At 64.5% G+C, this 25,703-nt stretch carries 24 protein-coding genes; 11 read left to right on the top strand and 13 right to left on the bottom strand.

Annotated elements, in window-relative coordinates:
* Positions 1-20 precede the first annotated feature (20 nt).
* On the top strand, positions 21-1,223 hold the full coding sequence (locus ABIB91_RS09795; protein WP_354160376.1) for an MFS transporter: 1,203 nt from the start codon (positions 21-23) through the stop codon (positions 1,221-1,223).
* A 120-nt stretch (positions 1,224-1,343) separates the two neighbouring features.
* Here ABIB91_RS09795 and ABIB91_RS09790 read toward each other — a convergent pair whose 3' ends face one another.
* Together ABIB91_RS09790 and ABIB91_RS09785 are read right to left on the bottom strand one after the other, a co-directional pair.
* On the bottom strand, positions 1,344-1,553 hold the full coding sequence (locus ABIB91_RS09790; protein WP_007596015.1) for a hypothetical protein: 210 nt from the start codon (positions 1,551-1,553) through the stop codon (positions 1,344-1,346).
* Positions 1,550-2,401 (bottom strand): AraC family transcriptional regulator, encoded by an 852-nt coding sequence (locus ABIB91_RS09785; protein WP_354160374.1) that lies wholly within the window; start codon positions 2,399-2,401, stop codon positions 1,550-1,552. Before ABIB91_RS09785 ends, ABIB91_RS09790 begins: the two co-directional genes overlap by 4 nt.
* Positions 2,402-2,860: 459 nt before the next feature.
* On the opposite strand from ABIB91_RS09785, the gene ABIB91_RS09780 reads away from it, so the two are divergent.
* The 7 genes from ABIB91_RS09780 (at position 2,861) to ABIB91_RS09750 (ending at position 10,782) form a co-directional block, all read left to right on the top strand.
* A complete protein-coding gene (locus tag ABIB91_RS09780; protein WP_354160372.1) occupies positions 2,861-4,771 on the top strand; it encodes a PAS domain-containing sensor histidine kinase in 1,911 nt (636 codons plus the stop codon).
* Positions 4,768-5,439 carry a response regulator transcription factor gene (locus ABIB91_RS09775; RefSeq protein ID WP_007596020.1) on the top strand — a complete coding sequence of 224 codons (672 nt, stop codon included), beginning with the start codon at positions 4,768-4,770 and terminating at the stop codon, positions 5,437-5,439. The genes ABIB91_RS09780 and ABIB91_RS09775 overlap by 4 nt, the downstream gene beginning before the upstream one ends.
* Positions 5,440-5,542: 103 nt before the next feature.
* Positions 5,543-5,923 carry a response regulator transcription factor gene (locus ABIB91_RS09770; protein WP_007596023.1) on the top strand — a complete coding sequence of 127 codons (381 nt, stop codon included), beginning with the start codon at positions 5,543-5,545 and terminating at the stop codon, positions 5,921-5,923.
* A gap of 174 nt (positions 5,924-6,097) precedes the next feature.
* Complete coding sequence (locus ABIB91_RS09765; RefSeq protein ID WP_354160370.1) at positions 6,098-8,002, top strand: FUSC family protein; 1,905 nt, start codon at positions 6,098-6,100, stop codon at positions 8,000-8,002.
* Positions 7,999-8,202: a DUF1656 domain-containing protein gene (locus tag ABIB91_RS09760; protein WP_354160368.1), complete on the top strand. Its 204-nt coding sequence runs from the start codon at positions 7,999-8,001 to the stop codon at positions 8,200-8,202. Before ABIB91_RS09765 ends, ABIB91_RS09760 begins: the two co-directional genes overlap by 4 nt.
* 11 nt (positions 8,203-8,213) lie before the next feature.
* Entirely contained in the window at positions 8,214-9,506 is a 1,293-nt protein-coding gene (locus ABIB91_RS09755) for an HlyD family secretion protein (protein WP_354160366.1), read from the top strand.
* Positions 9,507-9,771: 265 nt separating this feature from the next.
* On the top strand, positions 9,772-10,782 hold the full coding sequence (locus ABIB91_RS09750; protein WP_354160541.1) for a helix-turn-helix domain-containing protein: 1,011 nt from the start codon (positions 9,772-9,774) through the stop codon (positions 10,780-10,782).
* 203 nt (positions 10,783-10,985) lie between these two features.
* Here ABIB91_RS09750 and ABIB91_RS09745 read toward each other — a convergent pair whose 3' ends face one another.
* The 10 genes from ABIB91_RS09745 to ABIB91_RS09700 form a co-directional block, all read right to left on the bottom strand.
* Positions 10,986-11,933, bottom strand: a complete 948-nt coding sequence (locus ABIB91_RS09745) for an ACP S-malonyltransferase (protein WP_354160364.1) — start codon at positions 11,931-11,933, stop codon at positions 10,986-10,988.
* A gap of 9 nt (positions 11,934-11,942) precedes the next feature.
* Entirely contained in the window at positions 11,943-12,893 is a 951-nt protein-coding gene (locus ABIB91_RS09740; protein ID WP_354160362.1) for an AEC family transporter, read from the bottom strand.
* Positions 12,890-13,771 carry a triphosphoribosyl-dephospho-CoA synthase MdcB gene (gene mdcB / locus ABIB91_RS09735; RefSeq protein ID WP_354160360.1) on the bottom strand — a complete coding sequence of 294 codons (882 nt, stop codon included), beginning with the start codon at positions 13,769-13,771 and terminating at the stop codon, positions 12,890-12,892. Before mdcB ends, ABIB91_RS09740 begins: the two co-directional genes overlap by 4 nt.
* The gene (mdcG, locus tag ABIB91_RS09730; RefSeq protein WP_354160358.1) at positions 13,768-14,448 is read right to left on the bottom strand and encodes a malonate decarboxylase holo-[acyl-carrier-protein] synthase; all 681 of its coding nucleotides are present in this window, start codon (positions 14,446-14,448) and stop codon (positions 13,768-13,770) included. The genes mdcB and mdcG overlap by 4 nt, the downstream gene beginning before the upstream one ends.
* On the bottom strand, positions 14,423-15,145 hold the full coding sequence (mdcE, locus tag ABIB91_RS09725) for a biotin-independent malonate decarboxylase subunit gamma (protein ID WP_354160356.1): 723 nt from the start codon (positions 15,143-15,145) through the stop codon (positions 14,423-14,425). The genes mdcG and mdcE overlap by 26 nt, the downstream gene beginning before the upstream one ends.
* The gene (locus ABIB91_RS09720) at positions 15,132-16,070 is read right to left on the bottom strand and encodes a biotin-independent malonate decarboxylase subunit beta (RefSeq protein WP_354160354.1); all 939 of its coding nucleotides are present in this window, start codon (positions 16,068-16,070) and stop codon (positions 15,132-15,134) included. The genes mdcE and ABIB91_RS09720 overlap by 14 nt, the downstream gene beginning before the upstream one ends.
* On the bottom strand, positions 16,067-16,384 hold the full coding sequence (mdcC, locus tag ABIB91_RS09715; protein WP_007596039.1) for a malonate decarboxylase acyl carrier protein: 318 nt from the start codon (positions 16,382-16,384) through the stop codon (positions 16,067-16,069). The genes ABIB91_RS09720 and mdcC overlap by 4 nt, the downstream gene beginning before the upstream one ends.
* A gap of 10 nt (positions 16,385-16,394) precedes the next feature.
* Entirely contained in the window at positions 16,395-18,041 is a 1,647-nt protein-coding gene (gene mdcA / locus ABIB91_RS09710; RefSeq protein WP_354160351.1) for a malonate decarboxylase subunit alpha, read from the bottom strand.
* The gene (locus ABIB91_RS09705; protein ID WP_219681589.1) at positions 18,038-18,904 is read right to left on the bottom strand and encodes an MBL fold metallo-hydrolase; all 867 of its coding nucleotides are present in this window, start codon (positions 18,902-18,904) and stop codon (positions 18,038-18,040) included. The genes mdcA and ABIB91_RS09705 overlap by 4 nt, the downstream gene beginning before the upstream one ends.
* A gap of 98 nt (positions 18,905-19,002) precedes the next feature.
* Positions 19,003-19,788: an alpha/beta hydrolase gene (locus tag ABIB91_RS09700; RefSeq protein WP_354160349.1), complete on the bottom strand. Its 786-nt coding sequence runs from the start codon at positions 19,786-19,788 to the stop codon at positions 19,003-19,005.
* Positions 19,789-20,103: 315 nt separating this feature from the next.
* Between ABIB91_RS09700 and ABIB91_RS09695 the strand changes: the two genes are divergently transcribed.
* Positions 20,104-20,445 (top strand): hypothetical protein, encoded by a 342-nt coding sequence (locus ABIB91_RS09695; RefSeq protein ID WP_007596049.1) that lies wholly within the window; start codon positions 20,104-20,106, stop codon positions 20,443-20,445.
* Between the two features lie 266 nt (positions 20,446-20,711).
* On the opposite strand, the gene ABIB91_RS09690 is transcribed toward ABIB91_RS09695, so the two are convergent.
* Positions 20,712-21,110, bottom strand: a complete 399-nt coding sequence (locus ABIB91_RS09690) for a hypothetical protein (protein WP_354160346.1) — start codon at positions 21,108-21,110, stop codon at positions 20,712-20,714.
* A gap of 69 nt (positions 21,111-21,179) precedes the next feature.
* Here ABIB91_RS09690 and ABIB91_RS09685 point away from each other — a divergent pair, with 69 nt between their 5' ends.
* Both ABIB91_RS09685 and ABIB91_RS09680 read left to right on the top strand, forming a co-directional pair.
* A complete protein-coding gene (locus ABIB91_RS09685) occupies positions 21,180-22,352 on the top strand; it encodes an efflux RND transporter periplasmic adaptor subunit (RefSeq protein ID WP_354160344.1) in 1,173 nt (390 codons plus the stop codon).
* The gene (locus ABIB91_RS09680; protein ID WP_354160342.1) at positions 22,349-25,492 is read left to right on the top strand and encodes an efflux RND transporter permease subunit; all 3,144 of its coding nucleotides are present in this window, start codon (positions 22,349-22,351) and stop codon (positions 25,490-25,492) included. The genes ABIB91_RS09685 and ABIB91_RS09680 overlap by 4 nt, the downstream gene beginning before the upstream one ends.
* The last annotated feature ends 211 nt before the right edge of the window (positions 25,493-25,703 follow it).

Here is a 25,703-nt window from a genome sequence, read left to right as displayed (position 1 = left end):
AAGACCGACAGGAGGACGTGTTGGACCTCAAGCTGTTTCGTGTAATTGCGCCTCTGGCGACGTGCCAGGCGGCGCTCCTGACGAATAACATCATCGTCATCGGCCTTAACGGATTGGTGGGCTATGCCGTACTCGGCAGCGACAAGTCGCTGGCAACCCTTCCCGTCGCGACCTACATCGCCGGCACCGCGGCTGCGACCTTCCCTGCTTCGCTCTGGATGAGACGATTTGGACGCCGGCACGGATTCCTGGTTGGGACGATCATCGGGCTATTCGGCGCCCTCGTCTGCGCAGCCGCGCTGCTCATGAACAGCTTTGCAGTGCTGTGCTTTGGAACGCTGATGATTGGAACCTATAATGCGTTCGGCCAATATTATCGGTTTGCCGCCGCGGAGATGAGCGGCCCCGAGCGCGCCGGACGCGCCATTTCACTCGTCCTTACTGGCGGAATCGTGGGGGCAATCGCGGGTCCCGAAATAGCGAAACTGACCAAAGATGTCTTTGCGGTCCAGTTCGCAGGGACATACTTGTTTCTCGCCTGCCTGGCGCTTGTCGCTTTGATGGTTCAGGCTCGTCTGAATTTACTGCCATCCCACGATGAGTCGGAGCAAACCGAAAGCCGCCCGATTTCGCAGATCGCACGCCAGCCGGGGTTCATCATGGCCGTTCTCAGCAGTGCGTTCGGAAATGCAGGCATGAATATGCTGATGACATCGGCTCCAATCGCGATGATCTCCCATCATCACACATATGCCGATGCTGCGCTCGTGATCCAATGGCATGCCTTGGGAATGTTCGCCCCGTCCTTGGCGACGGGGGCATTGATCAAGCGCGCAGGCTCGACCACGATCATCCGGCTCGGCGCGCTTTTGATGCTCGCTTGCGCTGCCGCGGCCGCACTTCTTGGAACTGGCGTGAGTGCATTCTGGGTTTCGATGGTGCTGCTGGGGGTTGGCTGGAATTTTCTCTATGTCGGCGGAAGCACGCTTCTGACCGGAAACTATCACGTTTCAGAGCGCGCCAAGGCTCAAGCGCTGCACGATCAAACAGTATTCCTATCGACCGCCATCAGCGCGCTTCTATCCGGTTGGCTGCTCCAGCAGGCGGGCTGGCAATTCTTGCTCGGCGTGACAGCGGCTTTGGCAGCGACCGTCTTGCTTGCGAGCATCTGGTTGGCGGAATCCGAGACCAAGGTGCCGCAGTTCGCCAAGGCATCTGAATAAGGCATATCCTCTTCACAATCCGGAGCCTGATGGTCTGCACAAGGGTCGAATGATATGGGCGCGCACAGCAAACAGTCGCTCCCGTAAATACCCGACGCCGGGGTGCCACCGAAGTGCCGCCTACCGCGCGGCCCACATCACAGCGCCTCGACAGAAGTTGAAGGCGAGGCGTCCATAGAGAAAACCGCTTCCCGGCTCTGACGCAGCGAGGCGGTACGAATTGCCGAGAGCACGGAGAATTTCGATCATCTCCATCAATTCATGATGCGTCAGCGTCAAATGAAGACTGGCATGCGACAGGAGCAGGGCTTGAATGCCAATGTTGATCATGACGGACCCGCTCCTGCGCACGGCAGCGGCATAATTTGCGCGAGATAAGCGCTTCTCCATTGATACGGCGTATCGCCGACAAAGCGCTTGAACACCGTGGTGAAATGCGCCTGGGTCTGGAAACCCACGGTCAGGGCGATGTCCACGAGCGCAATTTCGGCCTGCTTGAGCAGCTCCTGGGCGCGCTCGATGCGGCGCCTCAGCAGATATTCATGAGGTCGCACGCCGACGGCCGCACGGAACTGCCCGGCGAAATGCATCCTGCTCAGGCCGGCGACGGCGGCCATGTCCTGAAGCGTTATCTTTGCAGTCAGATTCTTGTCGACATATTGCAGGACGCGCCTGAGACGCCAATTCTGCAGCGACCGTACGGTCCTTCCAGCATCCCCCTCGCGAATTGCGTCGGCCTGATCGAGCTCGGCCCGTGCGCTGGGAGCCTGCCGACTGAACGTCCGGGTGAGGATCGCAAGCCGCAGGGCGTCGGCCATGATGGCGGAATGGGTATCGTGCGTGGCCTCGGTCGCCGCGAGCGCATCGGACAGGCGCCGCATCACCGGATCAGCGGCTTCTCCTCCTGCGAAGGCCCGTTCGCTCTCGGCAGGCGGCGGTGCAAGAAGTTTTGCGGAGAGCCTGAAGCGGGGCCCGCGAGCGGCAGAACGTCCGGCGTCCGCCGCATGCTCGACCGCCAGGGCCATGTCCAGATGGACGAAAGACAGCATTGTTCCGCCTTCGTCGAACCGGTCAGGGAGTTTCGATAGCCCGAGCGGATCGCGATCGATTGCCGAGATATCGATCGCGCGAACGTCATGATCCTTGATCGCCTGTGAGCGTGACATCTGCAGCGACATCGTCGAATCTCCTTGTCCCGTTTTCGATCCGGCCTGGCCTGACCGGCTTGCCCGAATGCCATGGGAGCAGAGTAATTCGGCGGTGTGCGCGATCCATTCTACCCGCGGGTGCGTCTATAGGTTCTCGGGTTGACCGCGTCATACCTAGGTATGATCACGACCTGTTCCTCGGGTGAGCGCACCGATGCGACGTCTCACCGGGATTGCGGCTGCGGGCACAACTTGCGGCGCGACGCCTGCGGTAAGTTGACGCGCTTTCTGCGCACCATCCGCCGGCGGGACCACGCGAGCTCCCTGGTTTTTCCGGGGAATGCCGCTTGCCGGCGGTTTCACCGCACCGAGCGCGCGACAGGTCTTCCACGAGAGCACGAAAATCGCGCGGGTGGATGTTGTGAACGCGATCAAATCGCGGCATCAACGCGCTGATAGCTGATGTGAGAAGAACGACTGCAAGTGACGATGACGCGTCATGATCTGACCACGGGCTCATCCAAGAGCCGCACCGGCTTGCGGTCCTTGTCCGCCGTCCTCGCCTTTGCGGTTTTCCTGGTTGACGTCCTGACGCCGCTCGAGGGCGCCGTGGCGGTTCTCTATATCGTGGCGATCCTGCTCGCGGCGAAGACCAACCGGCGCGACGACACCATCGTTGCCGCGGCCGGCTGCGTCGTCCTGACGATAACAGCCTATCTCCTGTCGCACGATCTGCGGACCATCGCCTCACCCGCCCTTCGTGTGCTGGTGAGCCTCGCGGCAATCGGGATCACGACCTTGCTGGCGCTGCAAAATCACGCGGCAACGAAGCGCCTCGCCGCGCAAGCCCGCCTGCTCAACCTCTCGCACGACATGATCTTCGTCAGAGACCGCGGCGGCGTGATCACCTTCTGGAACAAGACGGCCGAGCAGGTCTACGGGTGGTCTGCCGACGACGCGGTCGGGCAGCTCGCCGACGCGCTTCTGCAAACCAGATATCCCGACCGGCGCGAGGTCATCGAAGCGGGCCTGGTGGGCACCGGTCGGTGGGAAGGCCGCGTGCAGCAACGAACGAAAGACGGCGCGGCGCTCACCGTCGATGCCCGATGGGCCTTGCAGCACGACCGTCTTGGCAAGCCGGTCGGGGTCCTTGAAACGCACACCGACGTCACCGACCGCGTCGCCGCACACAACGCGCTGGTGCGAAGCGAACAGCGATACCGCCGGATGTTCGACGCAAGCCGGATCGGCGTCGTCGAAGAGGACTGGAGCGAACTCCGAACCGCATTGCAATCGCTGGATACCGCGGGAGCCAGCCTGCGCGACCATCTGGCGCGACATCCCGATTTCGTCCGGCATGCCCGCCGGCTCGCTGCAATCACCGACGTCAATCCGGCCCTGCAAAAGATGACAGGAGCAAACGGCGCCTCGACCTTTATCGAGAATGTAGACCTGCTTCTCGGAGAGGACGACCGCAGTTTCCTGGGCGCATTGATCGCGTTCGCGGAAGGCGAGCCGTTCTACGAAGGCGAAACCGAGCTCGTCAGGCTCGACGGACGCAAGGTTCCGGTGCTGTTCACGATCACCTTCCCCTCCGGGCCTGACGGCGACCGCAACGTGCTCGCCTTCGTCGTCGACATCACCGAGCGCAAGCAGGCGCAGGATGCGTTGCTTGCGGCGCAGGCGGAGCTCGCCCATGCCGCGCGCGTTGCCACCCTCGGCGAGCTCAGCGCCTCCATCGCCCACGAGGTCAATCAGCCGCTGGCGGCGATCGTCACCAGCGGCGAGGCCGGCTTGCGATGGCTGCGGCGCGACGTGCCCGATCTGAAGGAGGTCGCGGCCACGATCGTTCACGTCGTCGCGCAGGGCCGCCGTGCCGGCGAGGTCGTGGCCCGCATCCGCACCTTCCTGAAGAAGGCGCCTGCCCAGCAGGACAGTCTCGATATCGCCGAGATCATCCAGGAAGCGGCCCTTCTGGTCGCGCGGGAGCTCGCGAATGACGACGTCGTCCTGACTGTCGAGACGACGCCTGGCCTGAAGCCAATTCGCGGCGACCGGATCCAGCTTCAGCAGGTGCTGGTCAACCTGCTGGTCAATGCCGCCCAGGCCATGTCGGACCAGCGCGGTTCCCGTACCGTCATGCTGCGCGCCAGCGCCGTCGACGGCGAGAGACTCGCCATCACGGTGCAGGACAGCGGCCCCGGCATCCGGCCGGACGACATGCCACGCCTGTTTGATCCGTTCTTCACGACGAAGCGCGGCGGAATGGGCATGGGACTTGCGATCTGCCGAACGACGGTGGAAGCTCACGGTGGCGAGTTGTCGGTCGAGAGCACCCCGGGCGCGGGAGCGACATTCCGCCTGACACTGCCATACAGCCAAGAACACATCAGACCATGACACGACCAGACCACGCGCAATCGCCCGCCCAATCGCTCAACTCGGTCGTTATCATCGTTGATGACGACGCAGGCATCCGCGCCTCGCTCGACAGCCTGTTCCGATCGGTCGGCCTCGATACGCGCCTGTACGGCTCGCCGTCCGAACTGCTTGGAGGCTCGCTGCCCGACGGCCCCGGCTGCATCGTGCTGGACGTCCGCCTTCCCGGCGTGAGCGGGCTCGACCTGCAGGGCCAGCTCGTCCGGCAGGGCATCAGCTATCCGATCATCTTCATGACGGGCCATGGGGACATTCCGATGTCCGTGCGTGCCATGAAGGCCGGCGCGGTCGATTTCCTCTCCAAGCCATTTCGCGACCAGGACATGCTCGATGCCGTGACCGCGGCGCTCGAACGCGATGCGCAGCACCGGGCCGAAGCCGCGACCAAGGAGGACATCCGCGCCCAATACGAGACCCTGACGGCGCGCGAGCGCGAGGTGATGGGCCATGTCACCGCCGGCCTGATGAACAAACAGGTCGCCGCCCTGATCGGTCTCAGCGAGATCACGGTCAAGATCCACCGCGGGAACGTCATGCGCAAGATGGGTGTCCGGTCGTTCGCCGACCTCGTTCGCAAGGCCGAGGCGCTCGGAGTTTCCCAGACCCGCAGGACTTCGGACCAAACCTGAGTATAATTCCGGCGGGACTGCCCCAGGTGCATAAAGCGCCATCGGCCGCGCCGAGGGAGATGCTCTTCCTTGCGGAACACCGCGGCCAGGATTAGGCGCCCCCATGGCCAAAAGCTTGGTGATTGCGATCGTAGACGACGACGAAGGCGTTCGGGCATCGCTGGCGAGCCTCGTGCGTTCGGTCGGCTACGAGGCCCAGGCCTACGAATCCGGCGTGGACTTCCTGCGGCAGGCGCAGGGAGACGATCCGGCATGCATGATCGCCGACGTCCAGATGCCGGTCATCACAGGCGATGAGCTGCAGGCCCAGCTGGTTGCCGCCGGCCGCCATTTTCCAATCATCTTCATGACGGCGTTTCCGAGTGAAACCGTGCGTCAGCGCGTCATGGCCGCAGGCGCGCATTGCTATCTTGGCAAGCCTTCCAGCGGTGACGAGATCATCCGCTGCCTCGAAGACGCGCTGGCAGGCAACGGGCCGCAATAGTCCGGCCCGCGGCTGGCGCGGACGAGCGCCGTTTTCCCTCAACCCGACGTGCAATCCGGCAACGAGGTTGGTGAACCGGAAATACCGGCGAGCCCCTCGCACCTCATATTCGCGCGCGTATCACGACATTGGCGGGGCTGGCTGTTCTGCCGAGGGAAATGGGGATCTCGCGCGATGCAAATCAATGCCGATGCTGCCGCCGCGGCGCGCCCATTGGTCTTCGCCGGGTTTCCGGCGAGCTCCTGGGCCTTTGCGCTGCGGGTGTGGCTCGCGATGCTTCTCGCCCTCTATGTGAGCTTCTGGCTCGAGCTTGAATCGCCCTCGTCGTCAGCCCTCACGGTGGCGATCCTTGCACTGCCCACGCGCGGTCAGGGCATGGAGAAGGCCGGCTACCGGCTGCTTGCAACCGCCATCGGCGTGGCGGCATCGATCGCGATCGCCGGCATGTTTTCCCAAACCGACGGCCTCCTGCTCGCGGTGCTCGGCATTTGGATCGGCCTTTGCGTCTACGCCGTCGGGATGCTCGACGGCAATCGCGCTTATGCAGCGTCTCTCTGCTGCACCACGGTCGCGCTGATTGCCATTCAGCAGATCGACAGCCCGCTGCAAGTATTCCCGACCGGCGTCGCGCGGGGCGCGGCCATCAGCGTCGGGGTCCTCGCGGTGGCGCTCGTGAACGAAGTTCTGGCCGCGCCGAACTATCATCCGGCCCTGGCAAGCCGCATCGAGGCGCTGCACCGGCGGGTCACGGATCTCGCGCAAGACGCCGAGCGCGGCCAAGCGCCATCCGCACCCGTTGCGGCGGACCTGTTGCATGATATCGCAGCGCTGCGCCCGGACATCGCGAGCCTAGCGGCGGAATCGAGCGTGGGCCCGACAAGAGCCGCGGCCGCGCGTTCCGCGCTGGTCGATCTCGTCAGCGCGTTCTCTCTCGGCCGCATGCTGGCAGCGCTCTCCGCCACGTCCGCTCCGGCGCAGAATGGTGACGATCCGGACCAGGATGCGGCCGGGCTGATCGCGATTTCCCGATCCTGGCTGCGGATCGAAATCAGCCGCAAGAACGCGCAAGTGCGCAGCAGCCTCGATGCGCTGCGTGCAGGGACGCGTCCCTATCGTGCATGGCACGCACCGCTCTATCGTTCGCGCCGCATTGCGGCCGAAGCCGGCGCACGGGCTGCGATCGCGTTCACGCTGATCGCAATCTTCTTCGTGCTGGCGGGCTGGCCGACAACAGAGCTCTGCCTTTCACTCGTCGCCGTGATCATAGGCCTCGGCTCAACCTCGCCCGCGCCACGCAGCTTCACGCTGGTGGCGGTGATGGCGATGCCGATCGCCTGCGTGCTGGCCGGTATCTTGAAGTATCTCGTCTTCAATGGGGTGTCCGAGTTTCAGCTGCTGGCGATCGGTCTTGCGCCTGTCGTCATCGGCCTCGCGCTGCTGGTCTCGCTGCCGAGCCCGATGCTGTCTTCCCTCGGCCGTCTCGTCCTGGTGTTCACGCTCGCGGTGCTCGCACCGACAAATCCGCAGAGCTACGACCCCGAGGTGTTTCTGCTGACGAGCTTCTTTGCCTGCCTTTCGTCCGTCCTCGTCTTTGCCGCGCAGTTGCTGCTGCCTCCCTTGTCGGGCGGCCGGCGCATTCGGCTGCTGTTGGAAGAGGTCCGGCGCGAGCTGAGCCGCCGCGACAGCGGGCCAGCCCGGCATCTCGCGCCGGAGGAAGCCGCCTTTCGCGACGCGGCGCGGATTGAACAGATGGTGACCGCAAACGGCCCCTCCGCAATCAATGATCAGATCGCCGGCACGGCCATGCACTTTTTCGACAAGGCCGACGCCCTGCGACGTTGCCGTGCCGAACTGGACCGGGTCGGCCAGGGCCCGCTCGCCGGAGCGGCGCAGGCCGCGCGAGAGGCCCTCGCCCGGCGGGACGGCGGTGCGATCCTCGCTTCGGCCGGGGCGCTGCACCAGGCGGGAGCGCCAAGCAACCTGCCCACCAGTGCAGCCATCGCCGCGCTGATTGCGGCAAGTGCGGCGTTCATGCCGCCACAATCTCCGACCGGCTCCAGCCGAGGGACATCACCATGATGAACACCTATCGGGAACTCGTCATCGGTGGCGTGCTGATTGCCCCCATCGTCTCCTATGCGGCAACGGCGATGCTCGCGTTCCTGATGCTGCGCCCGTTGCTGCGCTTCGTCGGCTTCACGAGAGTCTTCAGCAACCCGTCGCTGGCCGAACTCAGCCTCTACGTGGCTATGTTCGGCATGCTCGCACTGTTCTTCTAGGGAGAAAAGCCATGGAAGCCACCCTGCCCCGCAACGCCGCCCCGCTTCATGGCGAGCCAACGACCGAGGCGCCGGTGGATGCCGCAGACACCGTGGACGGTTCGAACATGCCGGAGACCGTAGCGCGCGACACCGGCGATCACGCCGCGGCCGGCGTCAAACCTCCGGAACAGGCGGCTCCCTCCGCGAAGGTGCTGCGCGAGGGCGCCCGCCGCTTCATCCACGGCGCGGGCAAACATCTTGCGACCCTCGGCATTGCACTGGTCGCCGTCTTGATATCGCTCGCGACCTGGCAGCATTACGTCACCGCGCCCTGGACCCGGAACGGCAGCGTGCGCGTCCAGGTCGCCAACGTCGCGCCGCAGGTTTCGGGCGAGATCGTGGAACTGCGGGTGACCGACAATCAGTTCGTCCATAAGGGCGACGTGCTCTACGTCATCGACCCCTTCGACTTCGAGGTGGCCGCCCATGTCGGCAAGGCCGTCCTCGACCAGCGCGCGGCGGATCTCGAAGTGAAGCAGGCCCAGTTCAACCGGCGTCAGCGCTTGTCCAACCTCGCAACGACGCCGGAGGAACAGCAGATCTTCGCCGGCAATGCCTTGCAAGCGAAGGCTGCGTATGAGGCGGCGGCGCATCAGCTTGCTCAGGCCGAATTGAACCTGAAACGAACCAACGTGACGAGTCCGGTCGACGGCTACGTGACCAACCTCCTGCTGCGCGTCGGCGATTATGCTACCACCGGCGCCAGCAACGTCTCCATCATCGATGCCAACAGTTTCTGGATCGACGGCTATTTCGAAGAGACCAAGATGGCGGGCGTATGCGTGGGCGATCGCGCAGAGGCACAGCTCGTCGGCTACTCCAAGCCGCTTCAGGGACATGTGAAAACCGTGACCCGCGGCGTCAGCGTGTCGAACGCCGCATCCGGCACCCAAGGCTTGCCCAACGTCGATCCCATCTACACCTGGGTTCGGCTTGCGCAGCGCGTGCCGGTTCGCGTCGCCATCGACACGGTGCCTCCGGGGGTGCCGCTGGTCTCCGGCATGACGGCGACGGTGACGATCCGGCAGCCCTCAAGCGAAACCCAAAGCCGGTTTGGGCGATTCCGCACGAACTTCGTGAATCCCGTCGCCGATCTGTTCGGCGCGGGACGTCCGCCTCGCGCGAACTGCCTTCAGGCCACATCCCAGCAGCCCCCCGAGGTGGAAGCGGTTCCGTATTCGCGCGAACCCGCCATTCCGCCAGCGGCTGCCATCGCACCGGGCCTCACACCCGGCCTCGACGCCTCGCCACGCCTGCCCTGAATCAGACGAAGACGGCCGGCCGGACATGACAGTACCGCATGCACCCTCGTTCGGTGTGTTCTCTCCACACATGCACTTGATCCCTTTGATTCCAATTGAATTTTTCGCGACACGCGGTCGCACCCGCTCGCACTTGCAAAATCTAATACCGCTTCAGCTTCCTTAACGAGCCTTCCGACGCGGTCGCACCTATCGTTCGAACATGGACCAATTGCATTCTGCTGCCGTCCCGACGGCAGCCGAATCCAGGAAATGGGGACGAACGATGCTTACTGATATGCAAGCGGCCGGCGCCCGGGTGACGTATCAACCCAGCCGCCGCGAATCGGCTTCCCCGCAAGAGTCTCGCGCATTTCCCCTCGAACGAAGGTGGCGCCAGCCCGGCCAACATGGCGGCACCGCGTCCGACGACATCACGATCTCGCGCTGGACCTCGACCCAAACAGGCATAAGGCACGAAGAAGCCGCGACGCCTTGCGACCGATACTTCCTGGCCATCGCCTTGAAAACAACACGGGTCAAACTGACCAGAGGCCGCCACACCGTCTTCGACGGCGTCATGCCGGCAGGCACGCTGTATATCGGCGCACCGTCGCAGCGGCTCAGTGCGCAGTTCTACGCGCCGTGCGATTTCCTGCACTTCCACGTCTCTGCCGGCAGTTATTTTCCGCCTCTACGGCCTGGAGCAGGCCCCGCCGCGCCGGAAGGCCTCAACGACCTCGTCCTGCTCCGCGACCCGTTTGCCGAGCAGCTTGCGAAAGCACTGACCGAACGCGGCCATTCTGCCGACCGGGAATTCGCACGCTGCATTGGCCGGACGCTGGCAATGCACATTGCCCGGCGCGAGCTCCCTCACGCGAAAGTCAATGCGTTGCCGAAATGGCGGCTGCGGCGCGTCGAGGAGTATGTCGGGACGAACTTCGACCACGGCATCACCCTGTCCGACCTTGCCAGGGTGGCGGGACTGTCGCGGATGCACTTCGCGGCCCAGTTTCGTGCCGCGACGGGATACCGACCGCGGGAATACCTGCTGCATCAGCGCATCGAGCGTGCGAAATCGCTGCTATCGAATTCCGAAACGGTCCTCGCCGAGGTGGCGCTGACCGTCGGCTTCTGCACCCAGGCGCATTTCTCGACCGTCTTCAAGCGGATCACAGGTGAAACCCCCGCGCGCTGGCGATGCGCCAGCCGGAACGCGTCGGCTTCGTCCAGGCTCGGCGATCCGGCTGCGACACGCATGGCCGTGTCCCACGCGCTGCCCGCGGAAATCACGTGAATCATGCGAAATGAGAAATAACAGGGGTTCGTGAAATACTTTGGCCGCGCGATCGGCGACTCTGTGTGTGTTAGGTGACTGAGACCCCCAAGTCACGGCTCGAGCCTCTTTCTCCTCCCTGGGCATACGAGCATTTTGGGGCCGTCCTCCCCCAAGGATGGCCCCTTTTTTTCCACCGCGCAGCGCGATTGTCTCTTCGGAATTTATCGCGCTTGGGCGCTCAGGTGACGCGCAATCCAGGCGCGGACACCGTGAAGGCTCCTGAAATCGTCCAGCGAACGAGCCGGAAGCCCGGGCTCGATCTCGGCAACCATCCTGCTGAGCGCATATCCCGGCCCCAGCTCGAGAAACCCCGTCGCGCCCGCTTCGACACAGGCTTGCAAGCAATCTGCCCATTGCACGGTTTGCGAAATCTGCGCGGCAAGCTTGTCGAGACCTTTGTTGGCCGACACAACCGGAGTGGCATCTATTCCGCTCAGAATGCGCGCACCGCTCCCCGGCGGGAACACCACCGGTGCCAGGCGCAGAGTCTCACGAAATAGGGCGGACGCGGCGGCGAGCCGTGTAGTGTGGGAGGCCACCTCAACCGGCAACGCGACGATCCTTGCGCCGCGTATCGCCCGCGCGTCTGCGGCAATTCCGCTCAGCGCCTCCCGGCCGCCGCCGATGACAAAGGCATCGCCGGGATTGACGAGGGCGATCGCCGCGCCGTGACGTTCGCAAAGGCGACCGATCTCGTCTCGCGAAAGACCACGGACGAAGATCAGACCGTCGCCGGCGCGCGTGGCCGCATCCATGGCTTCTGCGCGGCGCGCCACGAGATCGAGCGTGGCAGTCGCATCGAACAGTCCGCCGACACCCCAGGCCGCGACTTCGCCGACACTATAGCCGGCAATGATGACGCCATGCGGCATGACATCTGCGAGCGCACGCGCCGCAGCGAGCGGCTGCAAGGTACAGAGAATCTGGCCGGCACGGTTGCGGTGCAGGGCCTCATCAGGTTCGCTCCGGACGAATTCGCGCGGATCCCTGCCACCCAGCAATGCAGCCCCATGCGCAAACAGCTGCGCGGCATCCGACGCGTCGCCCGTGAGGGCGAACATGTCCCGATGCTGGCCGCCTTGGCCCGAGCAGAGGATCGCAAGCGTCATCGCCGCGGCCTAATGGGGAAAGAGCAGCGCGATCGCAATCGCCAGGGTCACGACGCTGAATCCGGTGCTGGCGATGACCATCGACCCTGCCCTTGCGGAATCCAGCCGGTAATTGACCGCGAACAAAATTCCGAAGAAGCCCGAGGGTGTCGCGGCGAGCAGAATAGCCGTTTTCGCCGCATCCTGCGTCATCGGAATGAGGCAAATGACCGCAACTGCCAGCAGCGGGCGCACGATGTCCGAAGCCACCGTTGCAGCGACGACCTTCCAGTCCAGCCGAAACGACTGCGCCGACAGAATGGCTCCGGTGAGGAACAGGGCGACGCCGGCAGCCGAACTTCCAATCAGCGCGAGGCTTGCACGGGCCAACGCGTCGAGGCTCACATCCGATAACGAGAACAGGATGCCAAGCGCGGGCGCGAGCACCACCGGCTTGGTGATCGCACGCCGAATTGCCGTCAGGACCTGCCGTGCCGCCATTTGCTCGCCGCGAGCCTTGGCGGCGCCCATTTCCGCCATGATCAGGGTCAGCGGACTGATGAGGATCGAGCCCGCCGCCAATGTGACGGCAACCGGCACAGTGCCGGCCGGCCCCACGACTGAGGTCATGATCGGAAGGCCCACGCCGGCGAGATTCGGAAAACCAATCGTCAACGCCTGTAACGATGCTTCCGACCGGGAAACCTTGGAGACCCCACGCGCGGTAAAATACCAGGCGAGATAGACCAGCAGCATCGTCACGCCGAGCACCAGGAAGAGCGGAACCTGCTCGATCATCTCACGGCGTGACGCCGAGGCTGTCGCCGCGAACAGAGAGGCCGGCAGCGCAAAATCCATCACGAGTGCGTTGAGGGCGTCGACGTGAAGATTGTCGACGATATGGAATTTTCCGGCGGCGTATCCCAGCAACAGAACGAAGAAGACCGGCACCAGCGCCATCAGGATCGCGTTGGACATCATGAAATCGGCCTTTCATGGGCGTCGACGAAGAGCGTCATCGCAAGCAGGTCGGCCGATCCACCCGGGCTGAGGCGACGGGCGACGAAGCTTTCGTGGATCGACTGCGCCCGCGCACGCCAGCCGGACACGCCGACGCCGCCTGAAGCGATGAAGCGACGCGCCGCGTCATGTGCAAAGCGAAGGCCGTCAAGCCCACCGCGATGCAGGAGGTTGGTGTCTTCGACGAATGCGATCAGCGCAAAGCACGCCTCGACCCGGGCGGCTTCCGTGTCTTCCAGCGCAATCGGCGTCGCTCCGCGCAAGGCCGGCAAGCCGATCCGGTAGACGCTGGGAAATCCGTTTGCGGCCTCCATCCGTGCACCACCCGCACGAAAGCGGCGGCGGGCTGCGCTGCCATGGCTGTGCAGCAGCACCGGACCATCGAATATGCTGTCGCCCCACAGGCGCGCCACGACAGCGCCAAGCGGAAGTCCGGGATCGACCAACCCGCCGGCTCTCGCGCCGGCCGCCGCGCACAGCAGGCCGAGCCCGAAGATCGCGCCACGGTGCGTGTTGACCCCCGCGGTCGCCGCCAGCATGGCGCGCTCCGCTTCAAGGCCGATGATGCGCAGCCGCCCCATGCCGCAGCCAAGCGCGCCCGCATCGGCCAGGCGTTGCAGGTAGGGCCTGATGGCCGCAGCACTGCGACGAAACGTGCCCGCATCCATGTCGTCGTGGCTGCCGTTGTCGACATGGCTCACCAGCCCCGGCTTCGGCCAGGTTTCGAGCTCCTGGACGAGGCAATCGGCGGCGACGGCGCCGATGGCGGAGACATCGGGCGCTATCTGCGGTCGGCGCAGAACCGGCCGTTCCAGGCCTCTTGCGGCCGTGGTGATCATGATCCCATCGCTCCCGACATGAATTGATGCCTGCCGAGCAGGACCACGCGCGCGAGGCTCTTGACCAGAAGCTCGCTGGTGCCGCTGTGGAATTCGCGCCAGTTGACCGCAGCGCCGTCGGCGCCCATCAACTCGCCATCGAGCCGCATCGGCGCATCAGTCTCGATCGCAGCGACGTCGGCGACGAAGCGATCGATGTCGGTTTCGCGGTGAAACTCGAACAGGACATCGAGATCGGAACGGTCGGTCACGTAGTCGAGCCCGGTCAGCGACTGCCAGGCCAGGCTGCCGAACACGCGCACCTCCACCGCATGGCGAAGCGCCAGCCCGTCGAGCCGGTCGAGCGTCGGCCACCAGTTGCGCGGCGCGTAGGCCCGCGCCTGCCGCAGCGACGGCGGCCTCGCGACCGAGGCGACGTGGTCGATATCAACCACGAGAGAGACCCGTTTCTTGCCGGCAGAGGGCGGCAAGGGCAGGCCCAGCGCGAGGCCTGTCGCCTCGCATGGCAGGGCGCGTCGCCTGATCGTCGGCCACCGCATTTTTGGCCAGCGCGCGAGAAGGGAATCGGCTGCGAGGTCGTCGCGCGCGTCCAGCATCGCGCGCCAGCCTTCGGGGCTGACGAAGACCAGGTCGTGACGACCCGGTGGACGCTCACCGTGCTTGCAGGGCGAGGTCATGAACGCGCTCCGCGATCTCCGTGGCCTTCAGCCGGCCGCCACGCTCCTTGCCGAGCGCATCCCGCCGATCCTGCACGGCCGGCATGCCGGCCAGCAGCGCCTCCAACTGGTCGGCAAGCGACCTGGCATTGCTCCACGTCATGTGAACGGCGCCCATCTGTGCGAGATTGGACAGGCCCGGCGCGAACACCGGCGTCGACTTCGCCTTTTCCTGCAGGGCCTCCATCGACAGCTTGGTGACCTTCGCCATCGACGGCAGGTCCATCACCGCGGGATCGGCCCCGGGCAGTCCGACCAGCACACGCGTCGCAAGGCCCGTCGCAAGCAAGGCGCCCGCAGCCGAGTGACCGTACAGAAGGCCGACGGTCGGGCGGCCATTCATATCCGCATGGATCAGCACCTTCGCCAGATGGGCGAGGAACTCGTTCAACCCGAGCAGCTCGTCACGCTTGCTCATGCGCTGGCTGTCGCTGTCGACGAGCACCAGGATCGGCCCGGAGTCCCGACCGATCGAATCCAGGACGTGGCCCGACAGCCCGATCGCTTCGTCGACGCCTAACGCCGTCCGGTCTGCAACACCAAGCACGAGCATCCGGCCGCCGGATCGCAGCGTCGCCGAGCCGAGGATGACGCCCTTGTCGTTCCTCACCTCATGGCCGTCGGGAAAGAGCGAAGCGAGGATATTATCGAGCGTCACGGCTGGTCCTCCCGATCCGGTTGGCAAGAGCAATGAACTGATCGGCCGGCAGCTCTGGAACGGCCTCGGCATGCGCGATGCCTTCCGCCGTCCAGATGTCCACGGCATCGCCGCAGTCACCGAAGCTACGCAGCCGGTCGGCAAGCCGCCGCTGCTCGGCCCTCAGTCTGTCGAGACCGAAAGGTCCGACCAGGCCGAGCAGCTCCAGCGCGGCCTCGCGAAAATCCTGCACATTGTCGTCGGCGAAGACATCGGCGGCACCGAGCAGACGGCGATGCTTGCCTCCCATGGTCCGCCAGACCAAGGCGCGATCGCGGGAATCGAACTCCTCGACGCCGCGATTGGTCTCGATCACTTCGGGGCCCGACACTGCGATACGCCCCGGCTCCGAGACGGCGAGAGCGGAGCAACAGCCTGCGATCAGGCCGCCGCCGCCATAGCATCCGGACCTGCCGCCGATCAGGCCGATGACCTTCACGCCTGCGCTGCGGGCTTCCATCAAGGCGCGCATGATCTCGGCGATGGCCAGCTCGCCAGCATTCGCCTCCTGCAAGCGGACGCCGCCGGTATCGAACAGGATCAGGACGGGGATCGAGCCGATCTGACGCGCGGCGCGGAGGAGCCCCGTCAGCTTGGCGCCGTGCACCTCGCCAAACGCGCCACCCATGAAGCGGCCTTCCTGCGCAGCGACGAACACCGGCGAGCCATCAAGCCGTCCGTGACCGACGATGATGCCGTCGTCGAACTGCTCGGGAAGGTCGAATATCTTCAGATGCGGGCTGACTTCGCTCTGCTCCGGCCCAATGAACTCGACGAAGCTGCCGGCCTCGAGCAGCAGCTCCAGTCGCGTGCGGGCCGATGCCTCGTAGAAGCTGGTGCTGCGGGCCCGTTCGGCCGGGCTGATGTCCTTGAGCGGAGCGGTCATTGGCCGGCCTCCGCGATCAATCGCACCGCCTGCGCGAGCCGAAGCGACACCGTATCGGGACGCGCACCACCGTCATTGATCGAGAACTTCAGCCCGCCCGGCGAATAGCGCTCGACGAAATCGCCGATCACGGCGCTCCAGACAGCTCCGAAGCCTATGGCCGCGGTCTTGATGTCCACGACGCATTCCGCATCCGGCAAGCTCCGCTCGACCAGCACTTCCAGATTTCCGGAAGCGACCACGCCGACGATCGCGCGTTGCCTGGTGCCGCCGGCTCGCGCGCGAACCTGGTGTTGAAAGTTGAGATCTTCCATGGTCCGTCCCTCACCAATTCCTGAATTTTGAGGGCGGCGCGTAGAGTCCGCCCGACCAGCGCACGAGATCCTTGATCGAACGCGCCGCCAGCAGGCTGCGATCCGCATCGAGCGGATTGATACCGAGATCTTCCGGCCTGCGGATCACGCCGCGCTCGCGCAGGCGCGAGACCATGCCGTGGTTCCGCCGTCGGCCAACGTCGGTGTAGCCGGCAACGCCGCGAATGGCCTGTTCGCGCTCCTGCGCGGTGCGGCACAGCAAGAGGTTTGCCACGCCCTCTTCTGTGATGATGTGCGTGACGTCGTCGCCGTAGATCATGACCGGCGCGAGATCGAGCTTCAGCTTTTCGGCGAGCTCGATCGCATCGAGCTTCTCGACGAACAGCGGCACGTTCTTGTCGCCGAACGTCTCTCCGATCTGCACGACCAGCTTGCGGCCGCGGCGCATCAGTGCCGAACCGTCGGGATCGGCCTCTGCTCCGGCCTTCAGCCAGGGCTCGCTCGGATGGCGTCGCCCGCGGGCATCCGCCCCCATGTTCGGGGCGCCGCCGAAGCCTGCAATGCGCGAGGTGGTTACGGTCGACGAGTTCCCTTGCAGATCGATTTGCAGCGTGGAGCCGATGAACATGTCGCAGGCATAGAGCCCGGCGGTCTGGCAGAAGGCGCGGTTGGAGCGCAACGAGCCGTCCGAACCGGTGAAGTAGACGTCGGATCTGGCCCGGATGTAGTCGTCCATGCCGACCTCCGACCCGAACGAGTGGATCTGCCGCACCCAGCCGGACTCGATCGCCGGAATGAGCGCGGGATGGGGATTCAGCGCGAAATGGGACGCGATCGTGCCCTTCAGCCCCAGCCTCTCGCCGAACGTCGGCAGCAGGAGCTCGATCGCGGCTGTGCTGAAGCCGATGCCGTGATTGAGCCGCTGTACGCCATAGGGCGCATAGACACCTTTGATCGCGAGCATCGCTGTCAGAATCTGGCCTTCCGTGATCGCCGCCGGATCGCGCGTGAACAGCGGCTCGACGAAGAACGGCTTGTCGGCCTTGACGATGAAATGGACACGGTCCGCCGGGATATCGACCCGCGGAACGGTGTCGACGATTTCGTTGACCTGTGCGATCACGACGCCGTCCTTGAACGCGGTCGCCTCGACCACGGTCGGGGTGTCCTCGGTATTCGGGCCGGTGTAGAGATTTCCCTCGCGGTCGGCGCTGACGGCGGCGATCAGCGCGACGTGCGGCGTAAGGTCGATAAAGTAGCGGGCGAACAATTCGAGATAGGTATGAACCGCGCCCAGCTCGATCTTGCCGCCGAACAGCATGCGCGCGATGCGCGCCGATTGCGGTCCTGAATAAGCATAGTCGAGCCGCTTTGCGACCCCGCGGTCGAATAGGTCCAGATGCTCGGGCAGAACCACACCCGACTGCACCATGTGCAGATCGTTGACCTTGGACAGATCGACCGCCAGCAGCGCGCGGCTCAAGAGATCCGCCTGCTTCTGGTTATCGCCCTCCAGGCAAACCCGGTCTCCCGATCGGACCACGGCCTCCAGCAGGCGCGTGACGTCGTGCGCTTCAACGACCTTGCCGCGGGCAAGGCCGGCTCCTGCCGCAATGCGCGCATCGCGCGCGGCTCGATTGTTCTGCCAGCTCGTCACGACCTCAGCTCCTTTGCGGCGTTGGCTCCGCTCCAGAGCGATCCCGGATTGGCACGGTCGGGATGGAGCTCGAGCATCGCCTCGTAAAGCTCGCGCGGCGATGTCGTCGCCTTATCGAGGCGGTTGAAATCGAGCAGGTATTGACGGGTCTCAGCGATGTTGCGCGGATCGTCGTCGTTGTCCGGCTTCTTGTGTCCGGCCACCACGAAGCGCGGCTTCAAGGCATCGAGCCGGCCGAGCGCCGCGATCCATTCCAGCCGGCTCTGCGTATCGGTTTCGACCAGATAGGGATGAATGCCGTTGTACACGGTGTCGCCGGCGACAATCAGGTCGAGAGAGGGGACATGAAGAGCAGTTGAGCGGGCCGTATCGGTTCGTCCCATGTCGACGACGACGAGCTTGTGTCCCTCGAGCGTAAGCTCGCCTTCGAGGGGCGCAGCCGCGGCCAGACGCTCTGCGATCTCGCCCGGAAAGCGCTTGCGCCAGAAGCCATCGAGCGCTTCAGGTGCAAGCTGCGCCTTCATCTCCTCGACGACCTCGGGAACTGCAACGGCCTTCGCATGCGGAAAGCGATCGAGCAGCGGCGCCAGGCCGAAGAAGTGATCTCCGTGCCCGTGCGTGACATAGATCGTGGTCAGATTTCGCTCGCACGAAACGACCCAGTCCAGCAACGTCTTCGACTGCCCGGCGGTGAGGAACGTGTCGACGAGAACCGCATCCCGCTCACCGTAGATCAGCGTCGACGAATTCGCGACCCACATCAAATCCGGATTGCCGGACGGCAAGTCGCGGCTGAGTCCGGCCCGCTTCACCGTCGTCACCTTCCAGTTCAGAGCGGAGCTGGTCGTCTCGATCATTTTCATGGGAATTCTCCGGATGGAATATTCGGGGCGGCGGGAGTGCTGTCACTCCCGCCGTCCTTCCTTCTGCCGGTCGTGCGTCGGGACCAGCAAAAGCACGGTCAGCGCGTGACCGGCGACTGAATGCTGCGCGCGGCGCGGGCGATGACCGCCGCCACTTCCCTCGGACGGGACTCGTAGACCGAGTGGCTCGCGCCGGGGATCACAGTGGTCTGGCTCTTGGCGCGCTCATAGTACCAGCGCTCCAGATCCGGACTGATGATCTGGTCGTTGCCGGCGACGATGCCCCAGCTCGGCTTGGTCTTCCACGCCGCTGCCGTCAGCGGCGTGCTGAAGACCTGTGTCGCGGCCGGGACCTGCGAGCGCGCGACGAACTCAGCCCGCTCGCGCGGCAGATCCGGCGCGAACAGTTTCGGGAATTGCACGGGATCGAGATAGGTGAATTTGTCGGGGGTCATCTTGATGACGCCTTCGGTCTTCCCGAGCACGCTCGGCGTCTTCTTGCCCAGCGCCGATTCGTCCTCGCCGACGTCGGGCGCATGTGCGGCGACGTAGACAAGACCGACGACGTTGGGATGTACGCCGGCCTCGGTGATGATCGAGCCACCGTAGCTGTGACCGACGAGAAGCGTCGGGCCATCCTGCAGATCGAGAATACGTTTGGCCGCAGTGACGTCGTCGGCGAACGAGATCTCGGGCTCCTGCACCATGGTGACGCGGAAGCCTTCCTTGCTCAGGATCTCGTAGACCGGCTTCCAGCCGGACCCATCCACCCAGGCGCCGTGCACCAGGACGATGTTCTTCAGGGGCTCCGCGCGCGCAGGGGCGACGGCCGAGAACAAGGAGAGAGCGGCGGCAAAGGCGAGGCTGGCGCTGATGTGTTTCATGTCGGGATCACTCCGGGTTGGAATGACGCGATACTAATTTCAAGGCTTGCTTGCGTATTTCCGCAAACAACTATCCTTGCCACTTCGCACGCCCGGACACGCGAGCTGCGACGATCGCTGCTGGAACATCCTCCGGACGTAGCCCCGTTGAGCGAGGCATTTTTGGGGGCTCACGTTATGTACGCTGACATTCATGACATGACCTCTCGCAAGCGTGAACGGCCGGCGTTCGTACACGAAAGACGATCGATGCGCGCCCTGTCATTCAAGGCAACGTTCCTGACGTCACTCGAAATTCAAGCATAGGATCGAACAATGACATCCATCGCAAAGTGCAGCTTGGCCCTCTTCGCCCTGCTGTACGCAACAATGCCGGCTCGTGCCGGAACCTGCACGGATGACATCGCGCAAACCCAGGCCCAGCTCGATCTGGCCATAGAAAGAGACGCTGGCTCCCACGGCTGGAAGCCGGAGAGCCTCAGCGCGCTGCGCGGCCATCAACCCACGCCCCGCTCGCTCGCGGAAGCAGCTGGTGGCAATGGCATCGATTTCACCGAGGCGCTCGACTCGCTCGATCGCGCGCGCACCGCCAATCGCGGCGGCGACCTCGCCGCGTGCAGTCGGGAGATCGCACACGCCCGGGCCATCCTGAGATAGCGAAGGCTATCTCAGGCCAACGGCGAGGCGATGCGTCGAACGTGGTCGCGCAAGACAGAATGCGATGCACGACGCACCGGATTCGCCTCGTCGTCGTGCAGCCGGGCAGCAGGGCGTGCGTTCTGGAAATACCCGCGCCGGCGCAGCTTCCTATTGTTCGATCGCAGTCGGCCGGAGCTTTCATCCATGCGACAACAATATTCAACATACAACGGTGTGATGCTTGCGACCGCCATGCTGTGGCTGGTCCCGGCTGCGGCCATCGCTCAAACAACGGCGCCGGGAATGCAGCCTCCCGCCGGCATGCTTGCGACGTCGCCGCTCAACCCGCAATCCACGCGGCCAGTGGGCATTCCGTTGGGATCGACCGAAATCGTAACGCCCGGCATCTCGCCGATCAACCCTGCGCCAAGCACGAGCGCCTGCGCCGGGTCCGGCAACGCCGCATCGACCGGAGCATTGTTCGACGGCGGCGGGTTGTCCGGCACCTCATCGACCACTTGTGCCGGCAGCACCGCAGCGGTCCCGTCCCTGCCCTCGACATCGACGGTCGGCCGCGTCGGAATTCCGCTGGGCGCCACTGAAATCGGAGGAGCCGGAATTAGTCCGTCCGTGCCGGTGGCTGGCCCGACGCCCTTGAACGGCACAACGTCCTTGAACGGCACGACATCGATCGACAGCTCCGGCAGTCCCTGAAATTCCGGCAGTCCCTGAAATCATGGAGGATCATCACCGTGAAACGGAACCTCACCATTGCGCTCCTCACTCTCGCTGCGATCATGCTCGGCGCGGGCTTCTGGTTCTTCGGCACCGACCGATCGCCCGCCGTGGCAGCCGCACCCGTGCCCGCTGCGGTGCCGGTGGTCGCCGCCACGGTCACGGGCAAGGACGTTCCGATCTATCTGCACGGCATCGGCACGGTGATCGCTTACAACACCGACGTCGTGCGCAGCCAGATTCAAGGACAGATCGTCAAGATCGCCTTCACCGAGGGACAGGCCGTCAAGGCCGGCGACTTGCTCGCCCAGATCGATCCACGTCCTTACGAGGCCCAGATCGAGCAGTTGACGGCCAATCGCGACAGGGACCAGGCGCAGCTCGCGAATGCCGAAGCCAATCTCTCCCGCTACAATCAACTCGGCGACAAGGGCTATGCGACCCCGCAACTGATCGAGACGCAGACGGCGCAGGTGGCGCAGCTCAGGGCCGCCGTGAAGGCGGACCAGGCCCAGATCGACGAGGCCAATGTCCAGCTGAGCTATACGCGCCTCTCGTCGGCCGTTCCCGGCATCACCGGCGTTCGCCAGATCGATGTCGGCAATGTCATTCATCCGACCGACGCCAACGGCCTCGTCGTCGTCACCCAGATCGAGCCGATCTCGCTGCTGTTCACCCTGCCGCAGGCAGACCTGCCGAGGATCCAGGAGCACGCAGCAAAGGGCGCCCTGAAGGTCATCGCCTACAGCCAGGACAACAAGACGAAGCTCGACGAAGGCACGCTACTGCTGGTCAACAACGAGATCGCGGGAACGACCGGCACCGTCCAGCTCAAGGCGGTGTTCCCGAACCATGAGCACCGGCTATGGCCGGGGCAGCTGGTGAATGCGCGCCTGCTGCTCGAGATTCAGAAGGATGCGCTCACTGTCGCCGGCTCGGCCGTGCAGCAGGGTCCGAACGGCAGCTATGTCTATGTCGTATCCGCTGACCAGACGGTTACCTTGCGTCCCGTTCACGTCGCCCAGATCACCGATGGCCAGGCCCTGATCGACCAGGGCCTGAAATCCGGTGACGTTGTCGTCGTCGACGGCCAGTATCGACTGACGGAAGGCAGCCGCGTTCTCGAGCTGCACGGCAAGGCCGCGCGTGAAGCCGACCTGCAGAGCGCCGTGCAGGATGCGATCCCATGAACATTTCCGCGCCCTTCATCCTGCGGCCGATCGCAACCGCGCTGCTGATGGCGGGCCTGCTGCTGTGCGGCCTTGCGGCTTATCCCCTGTTGCCGGTCGGCGCGCTGCCGAACGTCAACTACCCGACCATCCAGATCTCGGCGCAACTGCCCGGCGCCGACCCGGGCACGATCGCCTCGTCGCTGGCCACTCCGCTCGAGCAGCAGCTCAGCCAGATTCCCGGTATCACTCAGCTCACCTCGTCCAGTGCGCTCGGCGTGGCCCAGCTCACGGTGCAATTCGAGCTGTCGCGCACGGTGGACAGCGCGGCGGTGGACGTGCTGGCCGCGATCAATGCCGCGAGCCCGTTCCTGCCGCCGAATATCCCCTACCCGCCGACGATCCGGAAGGTGAACCCGGCGGAGACGCCGATCATGCTGATCGCGCTGACGTCCGACTCGCTGCCGCTGACCACGGTCGATGCCTATGCGGAGAACATCCTGCTGCCGAAGATCTCGCAGGTGCCGGGCGTGGGCCTCGTCGGCATCGGCGGCCAGCAGAAACCCGCAATCCGCGTTCGCGTCAATCCGCAGGCGCTCGCTGCGCGCGGCATCGGCCTCGAAGACGTCCGCAACGTGATCGCCGGCGCCAATGTCGACCTGCCCAAGGGCACGCTCAACAGCCCGCGCGTTACCTATACGCTGAACACCAACGATCAGTTGCTCAAGCCCGCCGCCTATGAAGACCTCATCATCGCCTATCGTAACGGCTCACCGGTGCGGATACGCGACATCGGCACGGCGGTCGACGGGCCCGAGAACGACCTCTTGGCCGGCTGGTACGGCAATGATCGCGCCATCATCCTGGCGGTGCAGCGCGTTCCCGGCGCCAACGTGATCCAAACCGTCGACCGCATCAAGAAGCTGCTGCCGCAACTGCAGGCCTCCGTTCCGCCCGCGATCAAGGTGACGATTGCCGCCGACCGGACCGCCACCATTCGCGCCGCCGTCTCCGACGTTCAATTCACGCTGATGCTGACGGTCGCACTCGTGGTGATGGTGATATTCCTGTTTCTGCGGAATTTCTGGGCCACGATCATCCCGGCGATCACGGTTCCCCTGTCGCTGGTCGGCACGTTCGCGGTGCTTTACGTGCTCGGCTACAGCCTGGACAACCTCTCGCTGATGGCACTGTCGATCGCGGTGGGCTTCGTGGTCGACGATGCCGTCGTCGTCATCGAGAACATCGTGCGCCATCTCGAGCAGGGTATGACGCCGATGGAGGCCGCGCTCAAAGGTTCCAGCGAAATCGGCTTCACGATCGTCTCCATCACCCTGTCGCTGATCGCGGTGTTCATCCCGCTGTTCCTGATGGGCGGCTATGTCGGCAAGCTGTTCCAGGAATTCGCGATCACGATTACCGCCGCGCTGCTGCTGTCGCTCATCATCTCGCTGACGCTGACGCCAATGATGTGCGCGCGCCTGCTGAAGGACGACTCGCGGGCGAAGCACGGCCGGCTTTACCTCGCCTTCGAACGCGGCTTCGATGCCCTGCTCGCACTGTATGCGAGAGGCCTGCGAATCGTGTTGCGCCATCGCTTCGTGACGCTGCTGGTGATGCTCTCGACCATCGCGCTGACCGGCTACCTCTACGTCATCATACCGAAGGGTTTCTTCCCGCAACAGGACACCGGGCAGATCGTCGGCATCACCGAAGCCGCACAGGACATCTCCTTCCCCGCCATGTCCGAGCGCCAGCAGGCGGTCGTCGACATCCTCTCGAAGGATCCAGCGGTCCAGTCGGTGGCGAGTTATATCGGCCCGGGCGGCCCGACCGCGACGCTCAACCAGGGACGCATCTTCATCGTCCTGAAGCCGAAGCCCGAGCGCAAGGCCAGCGCCGATCAGATCATCGAGCGGCTAGGGCCTGCGCTCTCCCATATTCAGGGCATCAGGCTTTACATGCAGGCCGCGCAGGACATCACCATCGGCGCACGGCTGTCGAAGACTCAGTATCAGTACACGCTGACGGACGCCGATTCCAACGAGCTCACCAACTGGTCGGCGATCTTTCTGGAGAAGCTCCGCGCGCTCGACCTCATCACCGATGTCGCGAGCGACCAGGCCAATGCCGGCCCGAGGCTGGAGGTCACCGTCAATCGCGAGGTCGCATCGAGCTTCGGCATCCTGCCCACGACGATCGACAACACGCTCGATGACGCATTCGGCCAGCGCATCGTCTCCACGATGTTCACCTCGCTGAACCAGTACCATGTCGTGATGGAGGTCGACCCACGTTTTCAGTACGGCCCCGAAGCGCTCAAGGACATCTACCTGAACTCGGCCACCGGCCAGCAGGTCCCCCTGAGCACGCTGGTTCACAGCGAAATCAAGCCCGCGCCGATCCTGATCAACCACCAGAGCCTGTTCCCCTCGGTGACAATCTCGTTCAACCTGAAGCCCGGCGTCGCACTGGGCGACGCGGTGGCGGCGATCCAGAACATCGAGAAGAGCACCGGCAAGCCCGCCTCGCTAACAGCTTCGTTCCAGGGCAATGCGCAGGCGTTCCAGTCCTCCCTGTCGGGCACGCCGCTATTGATCGGCGCGGCGCTGATCGTGATCTACATTATCCTCGGTGTGCTCTATGAGAGCCTGATCCACCCCATTACGATCCTGTCGACGCTGCCGTCGGCAGGCATCGGCGCGCTGCTCTTGCTGCTGGCGGTCCACGTGGATCTCAGCGTCATCGCCATCATCGGCATCATCCTGCTGATCGGCATCGTCAAGAAGAACGGCATCATGCTGGTCGATTTCGCCCTCGGGGTGGAGCGCCAGCACGGGCTCAGCCCGGAAGAGGCGATCTACCAGGCCTGCACGCTGCGCTTCCGCCCCATCCTGATGACGACGATGGCGGCGCTGCTGGGCGGCGTACCGCTGATGATCGGCTCCGGCACCGGCGCCGAGCTGCGTCAGCCGCTCGGCTACACTATCGTCGGCGGTCTGATGTTATCGCAGATCCTGACGCTCTACACGACGCCCGTCGTCTATCTCTATCTGGACCGGCTCAGCAATTGGCTCACCGGACGCAAGCCGCGGTCGGCCGAGACATCCACTCCAGCCACGCGCGAAGCGGATACTGGATTGCGCCATGAATCCGCTTGAGTAGTTAACTGGCGGCATGATGCCAGCTCGATCACAGCTTCGTGCGTTTTGACAAAGCGCCGACGAAAACGCAAAAGACCGGCCTCCGGCGGGGCGGTAAACCTTTTGCATGACGCTCGAATGCCTGGATGGCTCCGACCCCGTACAGCCTCGCCGATGGTGGCGCCGTTTGCTGCCGATCCAGACAATACAGGATCGGATTCTGCTGTGG

It is taken from the genome of Bradyrhizobium sp. JR4.3 (assembly GCF_040547695.1).
GTDB lineage: Bacteria > Pseudomonadota > Alphaproteobacteria > Rhizobiales > Xanthobacteraceae > Bradyrhizobium > Bradyrhizobium canariense.
This window is presented reverse-complemented; position numbering and strand designations above follow the sequence as displayed.

What these genes read in the sequence shown, in the direction of transcription:
- ABIB91_RS09740 (WP_354160362.1), bottom strand. Translation starts at nt 12,893, where the DNA reads ATGATGTCCAACGCGATCCTGATGGCGCTGGTGCCGGTCTTCTTCGTT.
- ABIB91_RS09760 (WP_354160368.1), top strand. Translation starts at nt 7,999, where the DNA reads ATGATGAACACCTATCGGGAACTCGTCATCGGTGGCGTGCTGATTGCC.
- ABIB91_RS09700 (WP_354160349.1), bottom strand. Translation starts at nt 19,788, where the DNA reads ATGAAACACATCAGCGCCAGCCTCGCCTTTGCCGCCGCTCTCTCCTTG.
- ABIB91_RS09755 (WP_354160366.1), top strand. Translation starts at nt 8,214, where the DNA reads ATGGAAGCCACCCTGCCCCGCAACGCCGCCCCGCTTCATGGCGAGCCA.
- ABIB91_RS09780 (WP_354160372.1), top strand. Translation starts at nt 2,861, where the DNA reads ATGACGCGTCATGATCTGACCACGGGCTCATCCAAGAGCCGCACCGGC.
- ABIB91_RS09720 (WP_354160354.1), bottom strand. Translation starts at nt 16,070, where the DNA reads ATGACCGCTCCGCTCAAGGACATCAGCCCGGCCGAACGGGCCCGCAGC.
- ABIB91_RS09695 (WP_007596049.1), top strand. Translation starts at nt 20,104, where the DNA reads ATGACATCCATCGCAAAGTGCAGCTTGGCCCTCTTCGCCCTGCTGTAC.
- mdcG (WP_354160358.1), bottom strand. Translation starts at nt 14,448, where the DNA reads ATGACCTCGCCCTGCAAGCACGGTGAGCGTCCACCGGGTCGTCACGAC.
- ABIB91_RS09785 (WP_354160374.1), bottom strand. Translation starts at nt 2,401, where the DNA reads ATGTCGCTGCAGATGTCACGCTCACAGGCGATCAAGGATCATGACGTT.
- ABIB91_RS09775 (WP_007596020.1), top strand. Translation starts at nt 4,768, where the DNA reads ATGACACGACCAGACCACGCGCAATCGCCCGCCCAATCGCTCAACTCG.
- ABIB91_RS09750 (WP_354160541.1), top strand. Translation starts at nt 9,772, where the DNA reads ATGCTTACTGATATGCAAGCGGCCGGCGCCCGGGTGACGTATCAACCC.
- ABIB91_RS09765 (WP_354160370.1), top strand. Translation starts at nt 6,098, where the DNA reads ATGCAAATCAATGCCGATGCTGCCGCCGCGGCGCGCCCATTGGTCTTC.
- ABIB91_RS09770 (WP_007596023.1), top strand. Translation starts at nt 5,543, where the DNA reads ATGGCCAAAAGCTTGGTGATTGCGATCGTAGACGACGACGAAGGCGTT.
- ABIB91_RS09680 (WP_354160342.1), top strand. Translation starts at nt 22,349, where the DNA reads ATGAACATTTCCGCGCCCTTCATCCTGCGGCCGATCGCAACCGCGCTG.
- ABIB91_RS09745 (WP_354160364.1), bottom strand. Translation starts at nt 11,933, where the DNA reads ATGACGCTTGCGATCCTCTGCTCGGGCCAAGGCGGCCAGCATCGGGAC.
- ABIB91_RS09790 (WP_007596015.1), bottom strand. Translation starts at nt 1,553, where the DNA reads ATGATCAACATTGGCATTCAAGCCCTGCTCCTGTCGCATGCCAGTCTT.
- mdcB (WP_354160360.1), bottom strand. Translation starts at nt 13,771, where the DNA reads ATGATCACCACGGCCGCAAGAGGCCTGGAACGGCCGGTTCTGCGCCGA.
- ABIB91_RS09705 (WP_219681589.1), bottom strand. Translation starts at nt 18,904, where the DNA reads ATGAAAATGATCGAGACGACCAGCTCCGCTCTGAACTGGAAGGTGACG.
- mdcC (WP_007596039.1), bottom strand. Translation starts at nt 16,384, where the DNA reads ATGGAAGATCTCAACTTTCAACACCAGGTTCGCGCGCGAGCCGGCGGC.